The following is a 17,431-nucleotide window of genomic DNA, read 5'->3' as shown; positions in this document are numbered from 1 at the left end:
ATTAGTCTGTTCGTGAACCCTGAGCTTTCGGGATCTGGCTTGAATGCTGATTGTGGCTTTTGCGTCTTGGTTGCAAAGGATTGATGACGGCAATCGCTTTTTGAGTCTAGCTTATTTCATCCCGAAGACTGGGTCGGGACAAAAGTGGGGATCGCACTACACTACCGCTGGACAGGGCAGGTGGCACGATCCCCAACCCGTTTCAGGGGCCTAAGCAACGGCGGCTTTCAAAGCTGCTGTGACAGCGTCCATGCTTTGGTTCCCATCGATCGTCACTAAAGCGTTTTTAGTCTGATAAAAGGCAATTAGCGGCGCGGTTTGTTCTCGGTACACATCGAGACGACGACGAATGGTGGCTTCGTTGTCATCAGAGCGCCCACTGTCTTCGCCCCGCTTAACCAGACGCTGCACCACCACCTCATCCGGAACATCCAGATTGATCACCCGATCGCATTCCTGGTGGATTTCTTGGAGCAAGGTGTCTAGAAAACCCGCTTGGGGTTCATTACGGGGAAACCCATCAAGAATCCAACCTTTTTGGGCGTCGGGTTCCTGAAGTCGCTCCCGAATCAGGTCAATGACCAGGCTATCGGGCACCAGTTCCCCAGCATCCATATACTGTTTGGCTTTGACCCCCAGTGGGGTTTGATGGGCGACTGCGGCTCGCAGGATATCCCCGGTAGAAATATGGGGAATGCCCTGAGATTCCGCGAGCAACTTGGCCTGTGTGCCTTTACCAGCACCGGGTGCACCGAGAAAAATCAACCGTGTCACTATTGTTTCACCATCCCTTCGTAACGCTGAGAAATGACATAGGTTTGAATCTGTTTCGCTGTGTCAATCGCCACGCCGACCAGAATCAACAAGGAAGTGGCCCCAAACCCTTGGAAGGTGGGAACGCGGGTCGCACTTTCTACAGCGGTGGGAACGATCGCAACCACTCCTAAGAAGATAGCCCCCAGGAAAGTAAGGCGATTCAGCACCTTTTCTACGTAGTCGGTGGTCGCCTTACCAGGACGAATACCGGGAATGCTGGCTCCCATTTTCTTCAGGTTCTTCGACATCTCATCGGGCTGAATCACCAGAGAGGCATAGAAATAACTGAAAAACAGAATCATCAACAAATAGATGATGTCGTAGACAATGCTACCAGGCCGTAGATAGGTACCGATAAAGTTACTAATGCCCTGATCCTTAAAGGCACCAGCTAGCAAACTGGGGAAACTTAAGACCGCTGAGGCAAAAATAATTGGCATCACCCCCCCCTGATTTAAACGCAGGGGCAGGTAGCTGCTTTTTTCTAGATAGGTACGACGACCCACCTGGCGACGGGCCGAAATGATCGGAATCCGGCGAGTGCCCTCTTGAACAAAGACAATTCCCACCACCATGGCCAGGAATACCAAGAGCAGGACGATCGCGCCACCCACGGATTCTCGACTTCCGGTTTGCAGCAGTTCAAAGGTTTTGCCCAGGGACTGGGGTAATGTGGAAACAATGTTGAGAAAAATCAGCAAAGACGCCCCATTACCAATGCCGCGTTCTGTAATCAGTTCTCCGACCCACATGACAAACATCGAACCGGCGGTCAGGGTCAGCACGGTTTCAAGGACGAAGAAGGGCCCCCAATTTTGAGCAACCGGCTGCAAAAGACCAAACGTGAGAATTGTACTTTGAATAATTGCCCAGCCCAATGCCACGTAGCGGGTAATCTGGGAAATTTTTCGACGTCCCGCCTCCCCTTCGTTTTTTTGCAAGTCTTCCAGCTTGGGGATGGCGGCGGTCAACAGTTGCAGAATAATCGAAGCGTTGATGTAGGGAATAATCCCTAGGGCAAAGACTCCCAAGGTTTTTAACCCCCCGCCCGCAAACAGGTCTAGGAAGTTTAAAACCCCACTATTGGAAAACAGTTCACTAAATCGAGTGCGATCGATGCCTGGAACTGGAATGAAAATGCCCAACCGCAATAGAACCAACAGACCGATCGTCAAGAGCAAGCGACCTCTCAGTCCTGCTGCCTGCGCCATCTGCATGAAAGTTTCCTGTGCGGTAGGAGCCTTATCGCGATTAACGACCATAAGGGAATTCCTCTCAACCAACTGCCGATTGAATGCTCATTTTAAGAGAAGCACCAATCCTCCCCAACTGAACCATGAGAATTTCCATGGCGATTGAGCTGTGGAGGATACCTTGCATAATCGATTATGTTATGAATTCACAAATTTTAGGGACGTTCGATCGAACGTCCCTAAAGCAATTTGGAGATAACGGTTTAGGCTTCTACTTCGCAACTGCCACCGGCAGCTTCGATTTTTTCCTTAGCAGAAGCCGTAAATGCAGCAGCTTTTACGTTCAGTGCCACGCTCAGCTCACCAGTCCCCAAAACTTTCAGGGGGCCGTCATCCTGAGTCAGGATGCCAGCTTCTAGCAAGCTTGCCAGGGTGACTTCGCTGTTAGCGGCTAGCCCGGAGAGGTCTTCCAAGTTGACAATCGTAAACACCTTGCGATTGATCAGCGGAAAACCCTTCAGTTTGGGCAGGCGACGGTAGAGAGGAGTTTGACCCCCTTCAAAACCGGGGCGAGTCGGACGGCCCGAGCGAGACTTTTGACCCCGCATACCAAACCCACAACTCGCACCTTGGCCAGCAGCGATACCACGACCGACGCGACGGGCGCGCTTTGTCGAACCCTTTTGGGGTTGTGCATCAGCGAGTCTCATCGTGATTATCCTCTCTTAGAACTAGGAGTAAATTTGCTCGAGGGAAATGCCACGCTCCTCAGCAACCTGTTGGAAGGTGCGTAGGGAATCTAGGGCTTCCAAGGCGGCACGGGCATTGTTCAGAGGGTTGTTGGAGCCCAACTGCTTCGCGAGCACGTTTTTCACGCCTGCGAGTTCCAGTACCGTCCGCACTGCACCTCCAGCAATTACCCCTGTACCAGGAGCCGCTGGACGCATCAGAACCTTTGCACCCACCGATCGCCCAGAGGAGGGGTGGGGAATGGAACTGGACTTGGTGAGGGGTACTTCTACGAGGTGCTTCTTGCCATCTACAACGCCTTTTTTGACAGCGCCGATGACATCGCTGGCCTTACCCACGCCAACGCCAACCTGACCTTTTTCGTTACCGACGATCACGATCGCCCGGAAACTCAGCTTTTTACCGCCCTTGACCACTTTGGTCACCCGACGAATTTGCACGACCCGCTCTTGCCAGTCGGACTTCTCTTCCCGGGCTTTGGTATTTTTACGACCTTTCGCCATTGTTTGCCTCTTTTAGAAATCTAGACCGCCTTCACGGGCTGCATCAGCTAGGGCTGCGACGCGACCGTGGTAGAGATTACCACCGCGATCGAAGACCACTTGCTGAATTCCCTTTGCCAATGCACGCTGAGCAACTAACTTACCCACTTCGCTAGCAGCGGCACAGTTTGCGCCATTCTCCACTTTGTCCCTCAGTTCTGGATCAACGGTCGAGGCAGACACCAGAGTACTGTGGGTCGTGTCATCAATCACTTGCACATAGATGTTTTCGCGGGAGCGAAAAACAGCCATCCGAGGACGATCAGACGTTCCGGCCAACGCTCGGCGAATCCGGGCATGGCGACGACGGGTTAATTCTTTACGACTTGCTTTCATGGCTTACTTCTTCTTACCACCAGTCTTACCAACTTTGCGCCGGACAGCCTCACCAGCGTATCGGATACCCTTACCTTTGTAAGGTTCTGGCGGACGGACTGCACGAATCTTGGCAGCCGTGTTGCCGACTACTTCTTTGTCAATCCCACTCACCGTGACGTTCGTGTTATTTTCCACCGCAAAGGTAATCCCTGTGGGGGGCACGATGTTCACAGGATGGCTGTAGCCCATGCTCAGGTTCAAGTTTTGTCCCTGAACCGCAGCCCGGTAACCGACCCCTTGGATTTCCAGTTTGCGCTGGAAGCCTTGGGAAACCCCTTCCACCATGTTGGCAACAAGGGTACGGCTGAGACCGTGGCGCTGACGGGCAACGCGGGAGTCATCTTTACGAGCGACGATGAGGGTATCCCCGTCCTGGGTCACCGTCACTTCTGGCACGAGGGTGCGGGTTAGTTCGCCCTTCGGCCCTTTTACCGTAATGGTTTGACCGTCAATGGTGACGGTTACCTTAGCGGGAAGATTAATTGGACGCTTTCCAATACGCGACATTAGCTAATCACCTCGATGACGAATTACCACACGTAGCAAAGCACTTCGCCACCGACGCCCGCTTTGCGTGCCTCCCGATCGGTCATGATGCCGCTGGAGGTTGAGATCACAGCGACCCCAATTCCACCCAGCACCTTGGGTAGATCCTTACAATTGGAGTAGACACGCAGACCAGGCTTGCTCACCCGCTTCAGGTTGGTGATCAGCGGCTTGCTGCGATTTTTGCCTTTGTACTTCAGCGTAATTACCAGATTGGTTTGTACACCTTCACCGGCTTCTTCAAATTCACCGATAAACCCTTCCGCCTTGAGAACCTGAGCAATGCTACGGGTCATCTTGGTTGCTGGCACTTCGGTGGTTTCATGACGGGCCAATCCGGCATTTCGGATGCGCGTCAACATATCTGCAATGGTGTCGTTAACTGCCATAGTTTCCTCTTGATGAAACCGATTAATTCTCGCGGAAGGGCATTCCGAATTCCTTCAGCAGGGCTCGACCTTCTTCGTCCGTACCAGCGGTCGTAATGATCGAGATATCCATCCCTCGAATCTGATCAATGCTGTCATATTCCACTTCAGGGAAGATCAGCTGCTCCCGCAGACCCAAGGTGTAGTTTCCACGGCCATCAAAGCTCTTCGGGCTAATCCCACGGAAGTCACGAATCCGGGGCAATGCTAGGTTGATCAAGCGATCCATGAAGGCATACATCCGCTCAGAACGCAGGGTCACCATGACCCCTACGGGCATACCTTGCCGAATCTTGAAACCTGCGATCGCTTTCTTGGCTCGGGTGACAACCGGGCGTTGACCGGTGATGATCGCAATTTCATTGATGGAAGCTTCCAATGCTTTAGCATTCTGGGATGCTTCGCCTAACCCCCGGTTCACCGTAACCTTCACGAGCTTAGGCACTTGGTGAATGTTCTTGTACTGAAATTGTTCCATTAACTTCGGAACAACTTTCTCGTTGTAAGTGGTCTTCAGACGTTGTGTCATACCTTCAAAATCCTTTCCCTGGGCTTGGTCAGGGAAGCTTAGGTCAATGGTTGTTCGTCGGGGGACTAATCAATGATTTCGCCCGTCTTCTTCAGCATGCGCACTTTCTTACCATCTTTGATGGTGTAGCAGACGCGGCTAGCTGTTTTTTCCTTGGTGGAATACAGCATCACTTTGGAGCTATGGATGGGGGCTTCGCTGGTTTGGATTTGCCCAGATTCGCCTTCTTGCTGAGGCTTGACGTGCTTCGTCCGGATATTCACGCCTTGCACAACAACTTGGCTTGCACCGGGGAGTGCCTTAATCACTTCGCCGATTTTGCCCTTATCTTTACCTGAGATCACCTGAACGGTGTCACCGGTTTTAACGTGGATTTTCGCCATTTACAGTACCTCCGGAGCCAGCGAGACAATCTTCATGAAGTTCTTATCGCGCAGCTCACGAGCCACTGGCCCAAATACACGAGTTCCCCGTGGGTTGCCATCATTGTTGATGATGACCGCTGCGTTGTCATCAAAGCGGATACTCATACCGCTATCACGACGCAGGGTTTTGCGGGTACGCACCACAACCGCCTTAACCACATCGGATTTTTTCACGCCCATGTTGGGCGTAGCATCCTTAACTACGGCTACGATAACATCGCCAACCCCAGCGTAACGGCGGTTTCCACCACCCACAACACGAATACACATCAGCTTCCGAGCGCCGCTGTTATCCGCCACATTCAAATAAGTTTCCTGTTGAATCATGACGCTATCCCTCTCTAGCTTTGAGCAGTAGTCAGGATGTCAACCACAGCCCAGCGCTTGGTACGGCTGAGGGGTCGAGTTTCCTCGATGCGCACGCGATCGCCCACTTTGCACTTGTTCTCTTGATCATGTGCTTTGTAGCGCTTGGTGCGGACAACGATTTTGCCGTACTTCGGGTGAGCAGCGCGGTTTTCCACTGCCACCACTACGGTCTTGTCCATTTTGTCGCTAACGACTAAACCAACTCTCTGTTTGACTGCCATTGGAACCCTACTCCGCTTCAGTTGCTGCCTTGATTTGACGCTCCCGCTCCACGGTCATCAGTTGCGCCAGTTCATGCTTTGCATGCTTGAACTCGTGGGGCTTCTCTAGCTGGCGGGTACCTTTCTTGAAACGGAGTTCGAACAATTGCCGTTTCACAGCCAGAATTTGATCTTCAAGCTCCTGATCGCTGAGCTTGCGTGCATCTTCAATATTAGGAAGAGACATAGCTTGATTAACCCTCCGTCTCAGCAGCTGATGTGGGACGTGTAATAAACTTGGTCTTGATCGGCAGTTTGTACTGAGCAAGACGCATGGCTTCCCGTGCCACTTCTTCGGGAACACCCGCAATTTCAAACAAAATCCGACCTGGCTTCACAACCGCTACCCAGTATTCTGGAGCACCTTTACCGGAACCCATCCGGGTTTCTGCGGGTCGAGCCGTCACAGGCTTATCTGGGAAAATACGGATCCAAATCTTACCACCCCGGCGGATATAGCGGGTCATGGCACGACGGCTAGCTTCAATCTGACGGGAGGTAATCCAGCTACATTCCGTAGCTTGCAGACCAAATTCTCCGAAGTTGAGGCTGCTACCACGGGTCGCCAGACCGCTCATCCGTCCGCGTTGCTGTTTGCGGAACTTAGTTCTTCTTGGACTTAACATCTTTGCTTACCTACAAAGGACGAGGGAGGGAGGAGAGAACTCTGGCGGAATGGGTCAGAGTTCCCAAGCCTCAATTAACCTTCGTTAGAACGATCTTCAAACTGCTGACGACGACGCTGTTGGCGACGGCGAGGCTGCTGGTTTGTGGGAGCAGCTTCAACAATTTCTTGGCCAGGAATACGCTCACCGTTGAACACCCAAATCTTAATGCCAAGGGTTCCGTAGATGGTTTGCGCAGTGCAATAGCAGTAGTCGATATCCGCCCGCAGGGTATGCAGGGGCACACGACCTTCCCGAGTCCACTCCGGACGGGCGATTTCCGCACCGTTCAGACGGCCACTGACTTGGATTTTGATCCCTTCAACCCCAGCCCGTTGAGCGCGTTGGATAGCTTGACGAACCACACGACGGAAGGAAACCCGACGCTCCAGCTGTTCTGCGATGTATTCCCCAATCAGGGCTGCATCGGCATCGACGCGGGACACTTCCACAACGTTGATGCGAATCTGCCGATCGCCACCTAGAACCTTTTGTAGTTTGGTGCGCAGTTCTTCAATCCCAGAACCGCCACGACCTACCACGACCCCAGGACGGGAGGTGCGAATTTCCAGATCAATTTGATCCGCCTTACGCTCAATCCGAATATCGGAAATACCGGGCTTATTCAGGTTAGCGAGGTTAAGAGGATTCTTCGTGAAAAACTCCCGAATTTTGTGATCCTCTTGCAGCAAGGCTGGGTAGCGATTGGAATCAGCGAACCAGCGAGAGCGGTGCTCTTTAATAATGCCTAGGCGTAAGCCATTTGGATGAATCTTTTGTCCCACGGTTTTATCCTCTTGCGATGTCTACTTAGTCTTCTGCACCGGGTGCCACGGTGATTGTGATGTGGCAAGTCGGTTTACGAATTTGATAAGCACGACCTTGGGCACGAGGACGGAACCGCTTGAGGGAAGGCCCCATGTCTGCAAAGGCTTGGGCCACCGTCAGGGACGCCCGATCGATTCCCATATTGTGTTCCGCATTGGCTGCCGCAGACCGCAGAACCTTGAGAATCGGTTCACAGGCGCGGTAGGGCATAAATTCCAGGATAATCAACGCTTCCCGGTAGGAGCGGCCTCGAATTTGATCCAACACACGACGCACCTTACGGGGAGACATGCGGATATATTTCGCGGTCGCTTTCGCTTCATTGGGTTGTAGTGCAACTGCCATAGCTCAGGTCTCCTTAGCGACGCGCCTTCTTATCAGCACCGTGCCCCTTAAAGGTACGGGTGGGAGCAAATTCACCCAGTTTGTGACCCACCATTTGTTCCGACACGTAGACGGGGACGTGGGTTTTGCCGTTGTGTACGGCGATCGTCAGACCGATCATGTTGGGCAAAATGGTGGATGCCCGAGACCAGGTTTTGATGACGGAGTTATCATTTTTGGCCTTCGCCGCCTCAACCTTACGCAGCAGGTGGTCGGCAACAAAGGGGCCTTTCTTCAATGAACGAGACATTTCCGAGTTCTCCCTTTAACTTATGACTCACGACCGCCGCGTCCACGCTTGGACGACTTACGGCGACGACGAACAATCAGCGCACTGCTGAGTTTCTTCTTCTTACGGGTCTTCTTACCCAGAGCCGGTTTACCCCAAGGCGTAACAGGGCCAGAACGACCGATGGGAGCCCGACCTTCACCACCACCGTGGGGGTGATCTACGGGGTTCATGACGCTACCCCGAACTTCGGGACGACGACCGCGATGGCGAGTCCGACCCGCTTTACCCAGGGTCAGGTTGCGGTGCTCGGTGTTGCCGACTTGACCAATCGTGGCCATGCAATTACGGCGCACCATGCGAACTTCCGTGGAAGGCAACTTCAGGGTGACGTAATCGCCATCTTTTGCAGCGACTTGGGCACCCGCACCTGCGGAACGCACCATCTGGCCACCACGACCGGGATAGAGCTCGACGTTATGCACGATCGTCCCTAGGGGAATCGCAGACAACGGCATTGCATTACCGACTTCGATCGGCGAACCTTCGCCAGAAACAACCGTCGCACCAACTTCTAAGCCAACGGGATGAAGGATATAGCGCTTCTCACCATCTTGGTAGTGCAGCAGCGCAATCCGAGCGTTGCGGTTGGGATCGTATTCGATCGCCACAACTTTAGCGGGGATCCCTTGCTTGTCCCGCTTGAAGTCAATGATGCGGTACAGCTTTTTGTGACCACCGCCGCGATGACGGCAGGTGATGACCCCACGGTTGTTCCGACCCTTAGAACGGTGGATGGAAACAACCAGCGACTTTTCGGGTTCGCTCTTGGTAACTTCTTTAAAATCCGCCACGCTACGATCGCGAGTACCTGCGGTGTAGGGGCGATAGTTCCGAATACCCATAGTTCACTCTCTCAACTGCTGACTAAACTTCGGGGAACAGGGTGATGGAATCCCCTTCCGCCAGCGTCACGATCGCTTTTTTGTAGTGCGGCTTCCGACCTGCAAAGCGACCAACGCGACGAGATTTGTACGGCGGGTTCTGGGTGCTGATCCCAGTCACTTTAACGTCGAACAAAAACTCAACAGCGGCCTTAATTTCCGGCTTCTTGGCCTTGGGATCAACTTCGAAGGTGTACTGATTGTTTTCCAGCGCAACCGTGGCCTTCTCAGTGATAATCGGGCGACGGATCAAATCCGCCAAATCACGGGGGTTAAAGTTAGTCGTCACCGTAAACCTCCTGAATTTTTGCGATCGCAGATGCAGTCGCTACGATTTGATCCGCAGCCAAAATGTCATACACGTTCAGGTTGCTTGCAGAAATAATCCGCACCCGCTCTACGTTCCGAACCGACAACCAAACGTTTTCTTGGCGCTCAGAAACAATCAACAGCACCTTGGAATCCGCTTCTACGCCCCAGCGTTGGAACGCAGCCAACACTTCTTTGGTCTTGGGACGCTCTAAATTAGCCGCAAAATCTTCTACCGCAATCAAGTCAGCCACGCGGCTTTGCAATGCGGTACGCAGAGCTAACCGACGCTCCTTGCGGTTCATCTTCTGGCTGTAATCCCGAGGCTTCGGCCCGAAGATCACACCACCGCCGCGCCACAGGGGAGAACGGTTAGAACCTGCCCGAGCACGACCCGTTCCCTTTTGACGCCAAGGCTTGCGGCCACCCCCACTGACTTCAGAACGAGTCTTGGTGCAGGCAGTCCCTTGCCGAGCATTGGCCAATTGACGAACTAGGGCGCGGTGCACGATATGAGCTGCGCTTTCTTCTTTTGCAACTTTGAGATCCAGCGAGGCGTTGCCTTTATCTGCGCCTTGCCAGTCTTTCACGACACAATCAACCATTGTTTTATCTCCTGTCTCGTTTCGTCAGACTTGACGATCGCCTCGCTTACTTACCACCAACCAATTTGGCCGGAACGATTTTCACCAAGCCACCGGGTTTGCCAGGAATCGCACCTTTCACCAACAGCAGGTTGCGATCGCTATCGACACGCACCACGGTCAGCTTTTTCACCGTGACTTGCTCGTTCCCGTACTGACCGGCCATCCGCTTACCAGGAAAAACCCGACCGGGAGTTGTACCTGCACCGGTCGAACCGGGCAGACGGTGGTTCTTAGAACCGTGCGCCATGGGTCCACGCTTGAAGTTATGGCGCTTTTGATAACCTGCGAAGCCACGACCAATGCTGGTTCCGATTACATCTACCAATTGGCCAGACTCAAATTGCTCAACGGTTAGTGCTTGACCTAATTCGTAGCCGGACACATCCTTCAAACGACACTCCGTCAGATGACGCAGAGGAGCCGATTCAGATTTTTTCAGGTGACCCTTTTCAGCTTTGCTCAGGTTCTTTTCCTTCACATCGCCGTAAGCAAACTGAAGTGCCACATACCCATCAGTTTCTTTGGTCTTAACTTGAGTAATCGGGCAGGGACCTGCCTGAATCACTGTGACAGGGATTGCTCTCCCTGCCTCATCAAATACTTGGGTCATCCCAAGCTTTGTGCCGAGAATTCCAACAGCCACGATGTCGGGTCTCCTTTAACTAAACATCCCGTACTGGGCAGCGGTTGCAGCACACAACTTACCCTGGACAAAACAGCACGCTCGGAAGAATTAAATTCCACCGATCGCGCACACGCAGAAACAACCTCCAAATAATATAGGAGGCTACCTCTACAAACTTGATCACTCCATCTTCAGGCGATAGACGCACCTCACAAAAGGCGCTGAATCACTCCGACAGTCAGTTCCAGTGGACTTAAACAGCAAGCTGCTCAGTATCCAAACCAGAAAGGAGTCCTTCCAAGTAGTGAAGGGATTTACCCTTCCTCAGAAAACTTCAAACAATTGCCTGAAGCTAACCTCACGCTGTTTCCTCTCATCACGGGTGCGAACCTGTGCTACACGTACCGAAAAGCCATGATGCTGAGAGTTTCAGTACCGCAAAGGTGGGCGGGAAACAAGCTGCGCCGTAAAATCACGACAATTAAACATTCTACCTAAGGTGTTCAGTTCTGTCTAGCAAGACACAAAATTTTCTGGATCTTTTTCCGGGCATCTCGCCTGGGGCTCTCGGACAAAGCTAGAGCCAAACTCTCAACACTAAATCTATATCTATCTAGCGATCGAGCAAGCTATCTAAGCCCAGCCAAAAATACCTAAGGAGATATCTAGACATCTATTGAGAAGCTAGGAACTGTGGACACTAGATAATTCTATGGCCTCGGGTGAACAAGGGCGATGAAATCGCTGCAAGAACGATTAGACTAGAGTGCAGTGGGTATTAAAGCTTATTGATATGGCACTAATTACGACTGGCGGCAAACTAATCCGAGATTTGGAGTCCCATGGTGCACTGGGCGTCTATGTCCCACTAGAAGGGGGCTTTGAAGGTCGCTATCGTCGCCGCATCCGATCGAAGGGATACGTTTCCCTCAGTCTGACGGCACGGGGCTTGGGCGATGTGGCCATGTACCTGACGGGCGTCCATGGGGTACGTCCACCTCACCTCGGCAAAAAAAGTGCAACCTCCGACCCCGCAGTCGGCTATCGCTACTTTATCCCTCCGATTATCGAAACCCAGTTGGCTAGCCTGCCGCCCAAGTGCAAGGGACTCTTGCTCTGGATTATCGAAGGTAATATTTTGTCCAACGAAGAATTAGACTTTTTGGCGAACCTGCCTAAGCTGGATCCGCGCGTTAAAGTCGTTGTTGAACTGGGAGGCGATCGGTCTTTCCGTTGGACTCCGTTAAAAGAAACCTTAGCTGCTGCTTAGCCTCTGTTTGCTTGGGGTAAAAATTTAGGTGCAGATTAATTGAGGTGCAGATTAAAGTATGAAAACAGCCTCTTCTAGAACAGGAGAGGCTGTTTTGTGCTGGTATTTTTTTGTTCGTACTTTTGTGCTCGTGTTTATTTTGCAGATTGCGCTTCACCAGACATCATCAGCTCCACCAGTTCACAGAACCCCGCCCCTTCCTCTGCCTGGGTGACAAACTGGGGGAGCTGGGACAATTGATCAACATAATGCTGCACATTAGCCACACCCACAGAAAGCGGCATCTGGAACAAGCTTTCATCATTGGGGCTGTCCCCAACCGTAACCACCTGCTGGGGGTCGATCGTCGGAAACGCCAGCCGCAAAACTTGCTGCAAGCCCTGCAATTTACTTTGTTTTGGAAGTTTAATATGACATTGCACAGTGCTGTAGACCATCGTCCATCCCTGGGCCTCGCAGCATTGGCTTAGGGCTTGCAACTGCTGACGGGAAAGCCCTTGCACATCAAACGTCCAATCTGTGAGCCGAAAGCGATTGTCTGACGATTCCTGAAGCTGGGGAAAGTGAGATTGCAAGGCTGCAAAGGTCTCTGACAAGGCTTGGCGATGCTTCTGTAAGTCTGAAATGGGCACCAACCATTCCGAACGATCGCCCTGATAGAACAGCCCCCCATTTTCCGCGATCGCCCCTGCAATGGGCAGGTAATGACTGATGGCACTGACCCAGCCCGCCGATCGACCCGTCACAATCACCACAGGAATGGCGCGATCGGCCAACCGTTCAAATGCCTGTAACAGGGCTGGACTGAATTTGCCCTGTTGAGTCAGTGTGCCATCCATATCCGTTGCAACACATTGGATCGCAGAAAACTCACCCTGAGCCTGCGCGATCGGCCTTAGGAACATACAGCCCCCCTGTAAATACCACCCCTTGGATAATACAAGGACTGCTGCCCGATCTATTTTTAGGGAATTCGACGATTGAAGAGAAATTACCGTCGTCCAATCCCCTCAAGTTCGCTGGAACCGATTAGGTAACATAGAGTCAGCAATAGAGGCAAAAATCCCCTCTGATGAGGGATAGATTCTCTAATTGTTGTTCCCTACAGTTTTATGGGAATACTCCCTTAATAGTTTCAACCCGTTGTCCAAATAGTGATTCTGTGGTGAATATGTCAGTCCCGATTATCCCGACGGGAACCTGGCTTGCTCAGGCCGCCCCAAAAACGACCAAACCTAAGACCGCAACAACCCAGCCAGCTAGTTCTTCCCCTCAGGCAGCCAGTCTGCAAACGTCTCCAGTGTGGATGCACACTGCGGGTGGGTTATTAGTGCTATTGGTGATTCTGGGCGCGACCTCCGCGTTGCAGTACCGTCGCCTGAACAAAAAGCTCCGGTTTGAACTCTTGAAAAATCAGGAACTCCAGAAAAAATATAAATTTGCGGTCGATACGATCGGCAAAATGGAGCGCAATCCGGACTTAATTCACTCACGGGAATTTAATCTAGATTATCTCAGAATGCGGATGGCAGAAGAGGTCTTCCACTTCTCGATCGTCAACCAAATGAAAATTAAGGTTAAAGATCGAATTACCATGGCTCTGCGCCCACAGCAAGCCAGCCAAGGTGAACTGGGCATTGCCAGCAGCACCGGCCGACAAGTGGATGAAGTCTTTGATGTGGAATATGAGCCCCAGGATGCCCCCAAGGGAACCAAGCGTGTGCTGTTCCGCGTCTGCATTAAAATTCTCAAGCTACCTACCCAACCCACATCCCAAACGATCGGGCAAATCATTGATTGCATTGAAACCTTTCTCAGCCCAGGGCATGAAAACGATACCTGGCAACCAACGATTCAGGGGCGCATCGCCAATATGCATTGGGATCAAAAGGCTAAACCCACGCCTCTTTTGGTGCTAGAACAAACCCAGGAAGGATCGAACGTGACCTTCCGGACGAACCGGATGGCCAAAGCTTAACGGCCTGCCAGAGCGACGAAGCGATCGTGGACATGACCTTCCGGGGGGAAGTCACATCGCCCAAGGTTCCGGGTAATCCCGTAGACAATCCATTCCTTCCTACAAAAAACCCCCAACCCACTAGGCATGAGTTGGAGGTGGAAATCAGGGTGCATCTACCATTCCGCTTTACTAAGCATCGACCTAGGGTTCGGGACTAGTTCCATAGAGTAACCATGAAGTTACTACAAAGTTTCTTTGAAGCCTGCGTACTTTCTCGGATCCTCAGATCAGGTCTCACCCTGACTTAGCTGGCTCTCTGCCTGACCGAGTTCACAGAATTTCCGTAGATTGGAGATAAGATTGACTTCGACAAGTCTCAAATTTACCGCTATAAGTACAACAGAAGTGTAGGAGCGGAAGGTTTCGCATCAGGGGGTGGGACAATGGAACGTTTAGAATTACTGGGAGAAAAAAGGCTGTGACCCAAGAATTCTCACTGTCCGTCACCCCTGTTAAAGAGGAAACCTATCTCGTGAGAACGGAGCGGGTCTCCCCTGGAGTTCCCTTGGCAGAAGAATTGGTCTCTTGGCGCGTAGGAGACTGGTTACAGCAAGCAGGACAGTTGATGAATGACCCTCTGTTGGGGTTACTACGAGGACGCGGCCAATCTGGGCCGGCTGGAGAACCCGCTTCGGTGGATTTGGTGACCTTGGGGCAAGATCTCTACAATGCGCTGTTTCAAGGGACCGTGCGGGACAGTTGGATGGTGGCCCAGGGGATTGCCCAGCATCAACAGGATATTCTGCGGTTACGTTTGGGATTGAAGGGCGATCGCTTACCCAGGCTACCTTGGGAAGTCTTGCATGCGGGCGATCGGCCCCTCTCGACCGGAACCGACGTGGTGTTTTCTCGCTACCATTCCGCCTTTACCGCTGTTGGCAGCAAACTCTCTCTGCATTCTACGAATACTCAACCAAACCAGCCTCTACGGATCCTGATGGTATTGGCCGCACCGACGGATCAGGAAATGCTGCAACTGCACCAAGAAGCGGTTCATTTGAAAGCTGAGCTTCAGCGAGAGCAGGATCGTCGCTTTGATGGCCCTACGATCGAACTCCAAATTCTCGACCAACCGGGACGGGAGCAACTGACGCAATCCCTAGAACAGGGGCATTTCGACATTTTGCACTATGCAGGCCACAGCAACTTGGGCAGTGCAGGGGGGGATCTCTACCTCGTCAATGACAAAACAGGGCTGACGGAAGTCCTCAATGGCGATGATTTAGCGGGTCTCTTGGTGAATAACGGAGTGCGGATGGCTGTGTTTAACTCCTGCCGAGGGGTGCATGGAGCCACCGCCGGAGAAGATAACAGCAATAATTTGGCCGATGCCCTGTTGAAGCGGGGGGTGCCTGCGGTGCTGGCCATGGCAGAACGGATTCCCGATGATGTGGCCTTAAATCTCAGCCGCCTGTTCTATCGCAATCTGAAGCAACGCTATCCCATCGACCTCAGCTTGAATCGGGCTAGACAGGGGCTACTATCCTCCTACGGTTCCAGCCAGCTTTATTGGGCGTTACCCATTCTCTATCTCCATCCGGAATTCGATGGCTATCTCCGGCCTCATCAGACAGCCAGTCGCGATCGATCGGGGGGCAGTCCAGTTGATTCCATCGATCCTGCCTTTTTGGAGTCAGAGCAGTTAGATTCCCTGGGCCAGTTAGATCCCGCAGGTCTAACCGCTAAGCATTTTGCCGTCAGCGGCTTAGAACATGACTTAGGAGATAGTGAGTTAATTAACAGTGAGTTAATCAATGGGGATTTCGTGGAAGAAATCAACCTAGATGACGACCTGGACTATGCAACCGATCGGGCAGAAATTGCGGGTCTGTTCAAGGAACTTTCCAGCAACGGGAGTGTAACTGCCTCAGCACAATCGATGCAGACAGCCCAGCAACCACCTGGCAATGCATCTTCTAGCAATGGCAATGGTGGCCTTGTTCCTGCGCCAACCGCGGCGATCGCCAACGAGAAAGCCCGTGAATTGAATCAAATGGCACAGGTGCTCCAACAACAAGGAGACTTGACAGGAGCGATCGCAACCTATGGAGAAGCCCTCAAGGTTGCGCCGGACTGCGGAGAAATCTACTACAACCTGGGCACTGCTTTTCAAGCCTACGGCAACCTACCGGAAGCGCTGACCGCCTATAAGATGGCCTTGCGCTTGGAGCCAAACCACGCCCATGCCCCTACACGCCTGCAACAACTCCTAGGTCAGACTCCCGCAGCGACACCAGACACCGGCCCCCAGACGGGCCAAGACCATGCAAATCGGGCCAATTTTGGCCAGCAGCAGGAGTCTCGACCGCCCCTATCTAAGGCATTGCTGGGCACGATCGGCATTACTGCGGCCAGTTTACTGGGCATTGGAGTTGCTGTGAGTCGCTTAGGATCCAAGCCTCCCACGCCACCAACGCCCTCCATTTCAGCAAGTTCGCCTCAACCCTCCCCAGGCAATCCTTCCAGCCCAAGCACGCTCCAGCCCAATAATTCCCAGCCCAATCTGGCAAATCTTGTCGCGATCGCCCAGCAATCCTTCAGCAAAAATAATTTGCGCCCAGCCCAGGAAGCGGTAACAGCCTTGCTCGATCAAGGGGCGCTAGTAGAAGCCCAAGCTGCCTTGGAGAACGCTTCAGTCAAGCAATTAGAAACTGCACCCATTCTGTTTTTGCGGGGACGGCTGTCCTGGCAATTTTGGCAACAGAACTCCAATGGCAATCACAGCCTAGATGATGTGCGGCGTTTTTGGGGCATGACAACCCAAAAGGATCCCAACAATCCGCTGTATCAAATAGCACTGGGCTTTGCCTTTTACTCCGAAGGGAAGCTAGCCCCCGTCGATTTACCCCGAGCGACCGATGCTTGGTTCCAAGCTGCTAATCTAACTGCTCAGCAGCCCAATTCTCCTGAAGCGCTGACTGCCTATGCAGGATTAGCCCTCAGTGCTTTCAAAACCGCGCAGACCAAGACCGGCGCTGAACAGAAACGCCTCCAGGCCGAAGCGATTAAACTACGGGATCAAGTGATGAAAGCTAATCCCGATCGCTTTAGTCCGGCTAATTTAAGCCAAAACTGGCTCTGGACAGAGGCCGCGATCGCTGACTGGAAAAAGTTACAGGCGCTGTAGTCTAGGCCTTTTCCCAGTCCAACCCACATTCCGCAGGTTTTGGCATAGAGTTATTGTATTTTTGATGCATGAATGCATCTGAAATTAGAGTACAAGATATTGACCACAGCGGGATTGTGGCCGGTGTGATTGACGAGATGGGGTTGG

The 17,431-nt window shown here is 52.4% G+C and carries 24 protein-coding genes; 3 read left to right on the top strand and 21 right to left on the bottom strand.

Annotated elements, in window-relative coordinates; all coding sequences use genetic code 11:
• Nucleotides 1–210: 210 nt before the first annotated feature.
• The 20 genes from H6G21_RS03460 to rplC all read right to left on the bottom strand — a co-directional run bounded on the left by H6G21_RS03460 (nucleotide 211) and on the right by rplC (nucleotide 10,885).
• Complete coding sequence (locus H6G21_RS03460; protein ID WP_190570595.1) at nucleotides 211–774, bottom strand: adenylate kinase; 564 nt, start codon at nucleotides 772–774, stop codon at nucleotides 211–213.
• The gene (gene secY, locus H6G21_RS03455) at nucleotides 774–2,078 is read right to left on the bottom strand and encodes a preprotein translocase subunit SecY (RefSeq protein ID WP_190570593.1); all 1,305 of its coding nucleotides are present in this window, start codon (nucleotides 2,076–2,078) and stop codon (nucleotides 774–776) included. The genes H6G21_RS03460 and secY overlap by 1 nt, the downstream gene beginning before the upstream one ends.
• A 194-nt stretch (nucleotides 2,079–2,272) precedes the next feature.
• The gene (gene rplO, locus H6G21_RS03450) at nucleotides 2,273–2,719 is read right to left on the bottom strand and encodes a 50S ribosomal protein L15 (protein WP_190570589.1); all 447 of its coding nucleotides are present in this window, start codon (nucleotides 2,717–2,719) and stop codon (nucleotides 2,273–2,275) included.
• A gap of 21 nt (nucleotides 2,720–2,740) precedes the next feature.
• The gene (rpsE, locus tag H6G21_RS03445; protein ID WP_190570587.1) at nucleotides 2,741–3,262 is read right to left on the bottom strand and encodes a 30S ribosomal protein S5; all 522 of its coding nucleotides are present in this window, start codon (nucleotides 3,260–3,262) and stop codon (nucleotides 2,741–2,743) included.
• Nucleotides 3,263–3,274: 12 nt separating this feature from the next.
• Entirely contained in the window at nucleotides 3,275–3,637 is a 363-nt protein-coding gene (gene rplR, locus H6G21_RS03440; RefSeq protein WP_190570585.1) for a 50S ribosomal protein L18, read from the bottom strand.
• Nucleotides 3,638–3,640: 3 nt separating this feature from the next.
• Complete coding sequence (gene rplF / locus H6G21_RS03435; protein WP_190570583.1) at nucleotides 3,641–4,186, bottom strand: 50S ribosomal protein L6; 546 nt, start codon at nucleotides 4,184–4,186, stop codon at nucleotides 3,641–3,643.
• Nucleotides 4,187–4,209: 23 nt separating this feature from the next.
• Nucleotides 4,210–4,614, bottom strand: coding sequence for a 30S ribosomal protein S8 (rpsH, locus tag H6G21_RS03430; protein WP_190570581.1), 405 nt, complete (start codon nucleotides 4,612–4,614; stop codon nucleotides 4,210–4,212).
• Nucleotides 4,615–4,636: 22 nt separating this feature from the next.
• Nucleotides 4,637–5,182, bottom strand: a complete 546-nt coding sequence (gene rplE / locus H6G21_RS03425) for a 50S ribosomal protein L5 (RefSeq protein ID WP_190570579.1) — start codon at nucleotides 5,180–5,182, stop codon at nucleotides 4,637–4,639.
• Between the two features lie 65 nt (nucleotides 5,183–5,247).
• On the bottom strand, nucleotides 5,248–5,565 hold the full coding sequence (rplX, locus tag H6G21_RS03420) for a 50S ribosomal protein L24 (RefSeq protein WP_190570577.1): 318 nt from the start codon (nucleotides 5,563–5,565) through the stop codon (nucleotides 5,248–5,250).
• Nucleotides 5,566–5,934 (bottom strand): 50S ribosomal protein L14, encoded by a 369-nt coding sequence (gene rplN, locus H6G21_RS03415; protein ID WP_190570575.1) that lies wholly within the window; start codon nucleotides 5,932–5,934, stop codon nucleotides 5,566–5,568.
• A gap of 14 nt (nucleotides 5,935–5,948) precedes the next feature.
• Nucleotides 5,949–6,197, bottom strand: a complete 249-nt coding sequence (rpsQ, locus tag H6G21_RS03410) for a 30S ribosomal protein S17 (RefSeq protein WP_190570573.1) — start codon at nucleotides 6,195–6,197, stop codon at nucleotides 5,949–5,951.
• 7 nt (nucleotides 6,198–6,204) lie between these two features.
• The gene (gene rpmC / locus H6G21_RS03405) at nucleotides 6,205–6,423 is read right to left on the bottom strand and encodes a 50S ribosomal protein L29 (protein WP_190570571.1); all 219 of its coding nucleotides are present in this window, start codon (nucleotides 6,421–6,423) and stop codon (nucleotides 6,205–6,207) included.
• Between the two features lie 7 nt (nucleotides 6,424–6,430).
• Complete coding sequence (gene rplP, locus H6G21_RS03400) at nucleotides 6,431–6,862, bottom strand: 50S ribosomal protein L16 (RefSeq protein WP_190570569.1); 432 nt, start codon at nucleotides 6,860–6,862, stop codon at nucleotides 6,431–6,433.
• A 74-nt stretch (nucleotides 6,863–6,936) separates the two neighbouring features.
• Nucleotides 6,937–7,686: a 30S ribosomal protein S3 gene (rpsC, locus tag H6G21_RS03395; protein ID WP_190570567.1), complete on the bottom strand. Its 750-nt coding sequence runs from the start codon at nucleotides 7,684–7,686 to the stop codon at nucleotides 6,937–6,939.
• A gap of 25 nt (nucleotides 7,687–7,711) precedes the next feature.
• The gene (gene rplV, locus H6G21_RS03390) at nucleotides 7,712–8,074 is read right to left on the bottom strand and encodes a 50S ribosomal protein L22 (RefSeq protein WP_190570565.1); all 363 of its coding nucleotides are present in this window, start codon (nucleotides 8,072–8,074) and stop codon (nucleotides 7,712–7,714) included.
• Between the two features lie 13 nt (nucleotides 8,075–8,087).
• On the bottom strand, nucleotides 8,088–8,363 hold the full coding sequence (gene rpsS, locus H6G21_RS03385) for a 30S ribosomal protein S19 (protein ID WP_190570563.1): 276 nt from the start codon (nucleotides 8,361–8,363) through the stop codon (nucleotides 8,088–8,090).
• A gap of 20 nt (nucleotides 8,364–8,383) precedes the next feature.
• Complete coding sequence (gene rplB / locus H6G21_RS03380; RefSeq protein ID WP_190570561.1) at nucleotides 8,384–9,247, bottom strand: 50S ribosomal protein L2; 864 nt, start codon at nucleotides 9,245–9,247, stop codon at nucleotides 8,384–8,386.
• 22 nt (nucleotides 9,248–9,269) lie between these two features.
• A complete protein-coding gene (locus H6G21_RS03375) occupies nucleotides 9,270–9,575 on the bottom strand; it encodes a 50S ribosomal protein L23 (RefSeq protein ID WP_190570560.1) in 306 nt (101 codons plus the stop codon).
• Nucleotides 9,565–10,200: a 50S ribosomal protein L4 gene (gene rplD / locus H6G21_RS03370; RefSeq protein WP_190570557.1), complete on the bottom strand. Its 636-nt coding sequence runs from the start codon at nucleotides 10,198–10,200 to the stop codon at nucleotides 9,565–9,567. Before rplD ends, H6G21_RS03375 begins: the two co-directional genes overlap by 11 nt.
• A gap of 46 nt (nucleotides 10,201–10,246) precedes the next feature.
• Nucleotides 10,247–10,885: a 50S ribosomal protein L3 gene (rplC, locus tag H6G21_RS03365; protein ID WP_190570555.1), complete on the bottom strand. Its 639-nt coding sequence runs from the start codon at nucleotides 10,883–10,885 to the stop codon at nucleotides 10,247–10,249.
• A 775-nt stretch (nucleotides 10,886–11,660) separates the two neighbouring features.
• Here rplC and H6G21_RS03360 point away from each other — a divergent pair.
• Nucleotides 11,661–12,137 carry an NAD(P)H-quinone oxidoreductase subunit N gene (locus tag H6G21_RS03360; protein ID WP_190570553.1) on the top strand — a complete coding sequence of 159 codons (477 nt, stop codon included), beginning with the start codon at nucleotides 11,661–11,663 and terminating at the stop codon, nucleotides 12,135–12,137.
• A 134-nt stretch (nucleotides 12,138–12,271) separates the two neighbouring features.
• On the opposite strand, the gene H6G21_RS03355 is transcribed toward H6G21_RS03360, so the two are convergent.
• Nucleotides 12,272–13,042: an HAD family hydrolase gene (locus H6G21_RS03355; RefSeq protein ID WP_190570551.1), complete on the bottom strand. Its 771-nt coding sequence runs from the start codon at nucleotides 13,040–13,042 to the stop codon at nucleotides 12,272–12,274.
• Nucleotides 13,043–13,308: 266 nt separating this feature from the next.
• Here H6G21_RS03355 and H6G21_RS03350 point away from each other — a divergent pair, with 266 nt between their 5' ends.
• Together H6G21_RS03350 and H6G21_RS03345 are read left to right on the top strand one after the other, a co-directional pair.
• Complete coding sequence (locus H6G21_RS03350; protein WP_190570549.1) at nucleotides 13,309–14,115, top strand: hypothetical protein; 807 nt, start codon at nucleotides 13,309–13,311, stop codon at nucleotides 14,113–14,115.
• Nucleotides 14,116–14,575: 460 nt separating this feature from the next.
• Complete coding sequence (locus H6G21_RS03345) at nucleotides 14,576–17,284, top strand: CHAT domain-containing protein (protein WP_190570547.1); 2,709 nt, start codon at nucleotides 14,576–14,578, stop codon at nucleotides 17,282–17,284.
• The last annotated feature ends 147 nt before the right edge of the window (nucleotides 17,285–17,431 follow it).

It is taken from the genome of Alkalinema sp. FACHB-956 (genome assembly GCF_014697025.1).
GTDB lineage: Bacteria > Cyanobacteriota > Cyanobacteriia > Leptolyngbyales > Leptolyngbyaceae > Alkalinema.
Note: the sequence above shows the minus strand (reverse complement) of the source record. Positions and strands in the feature narration are given on the sequence as shown.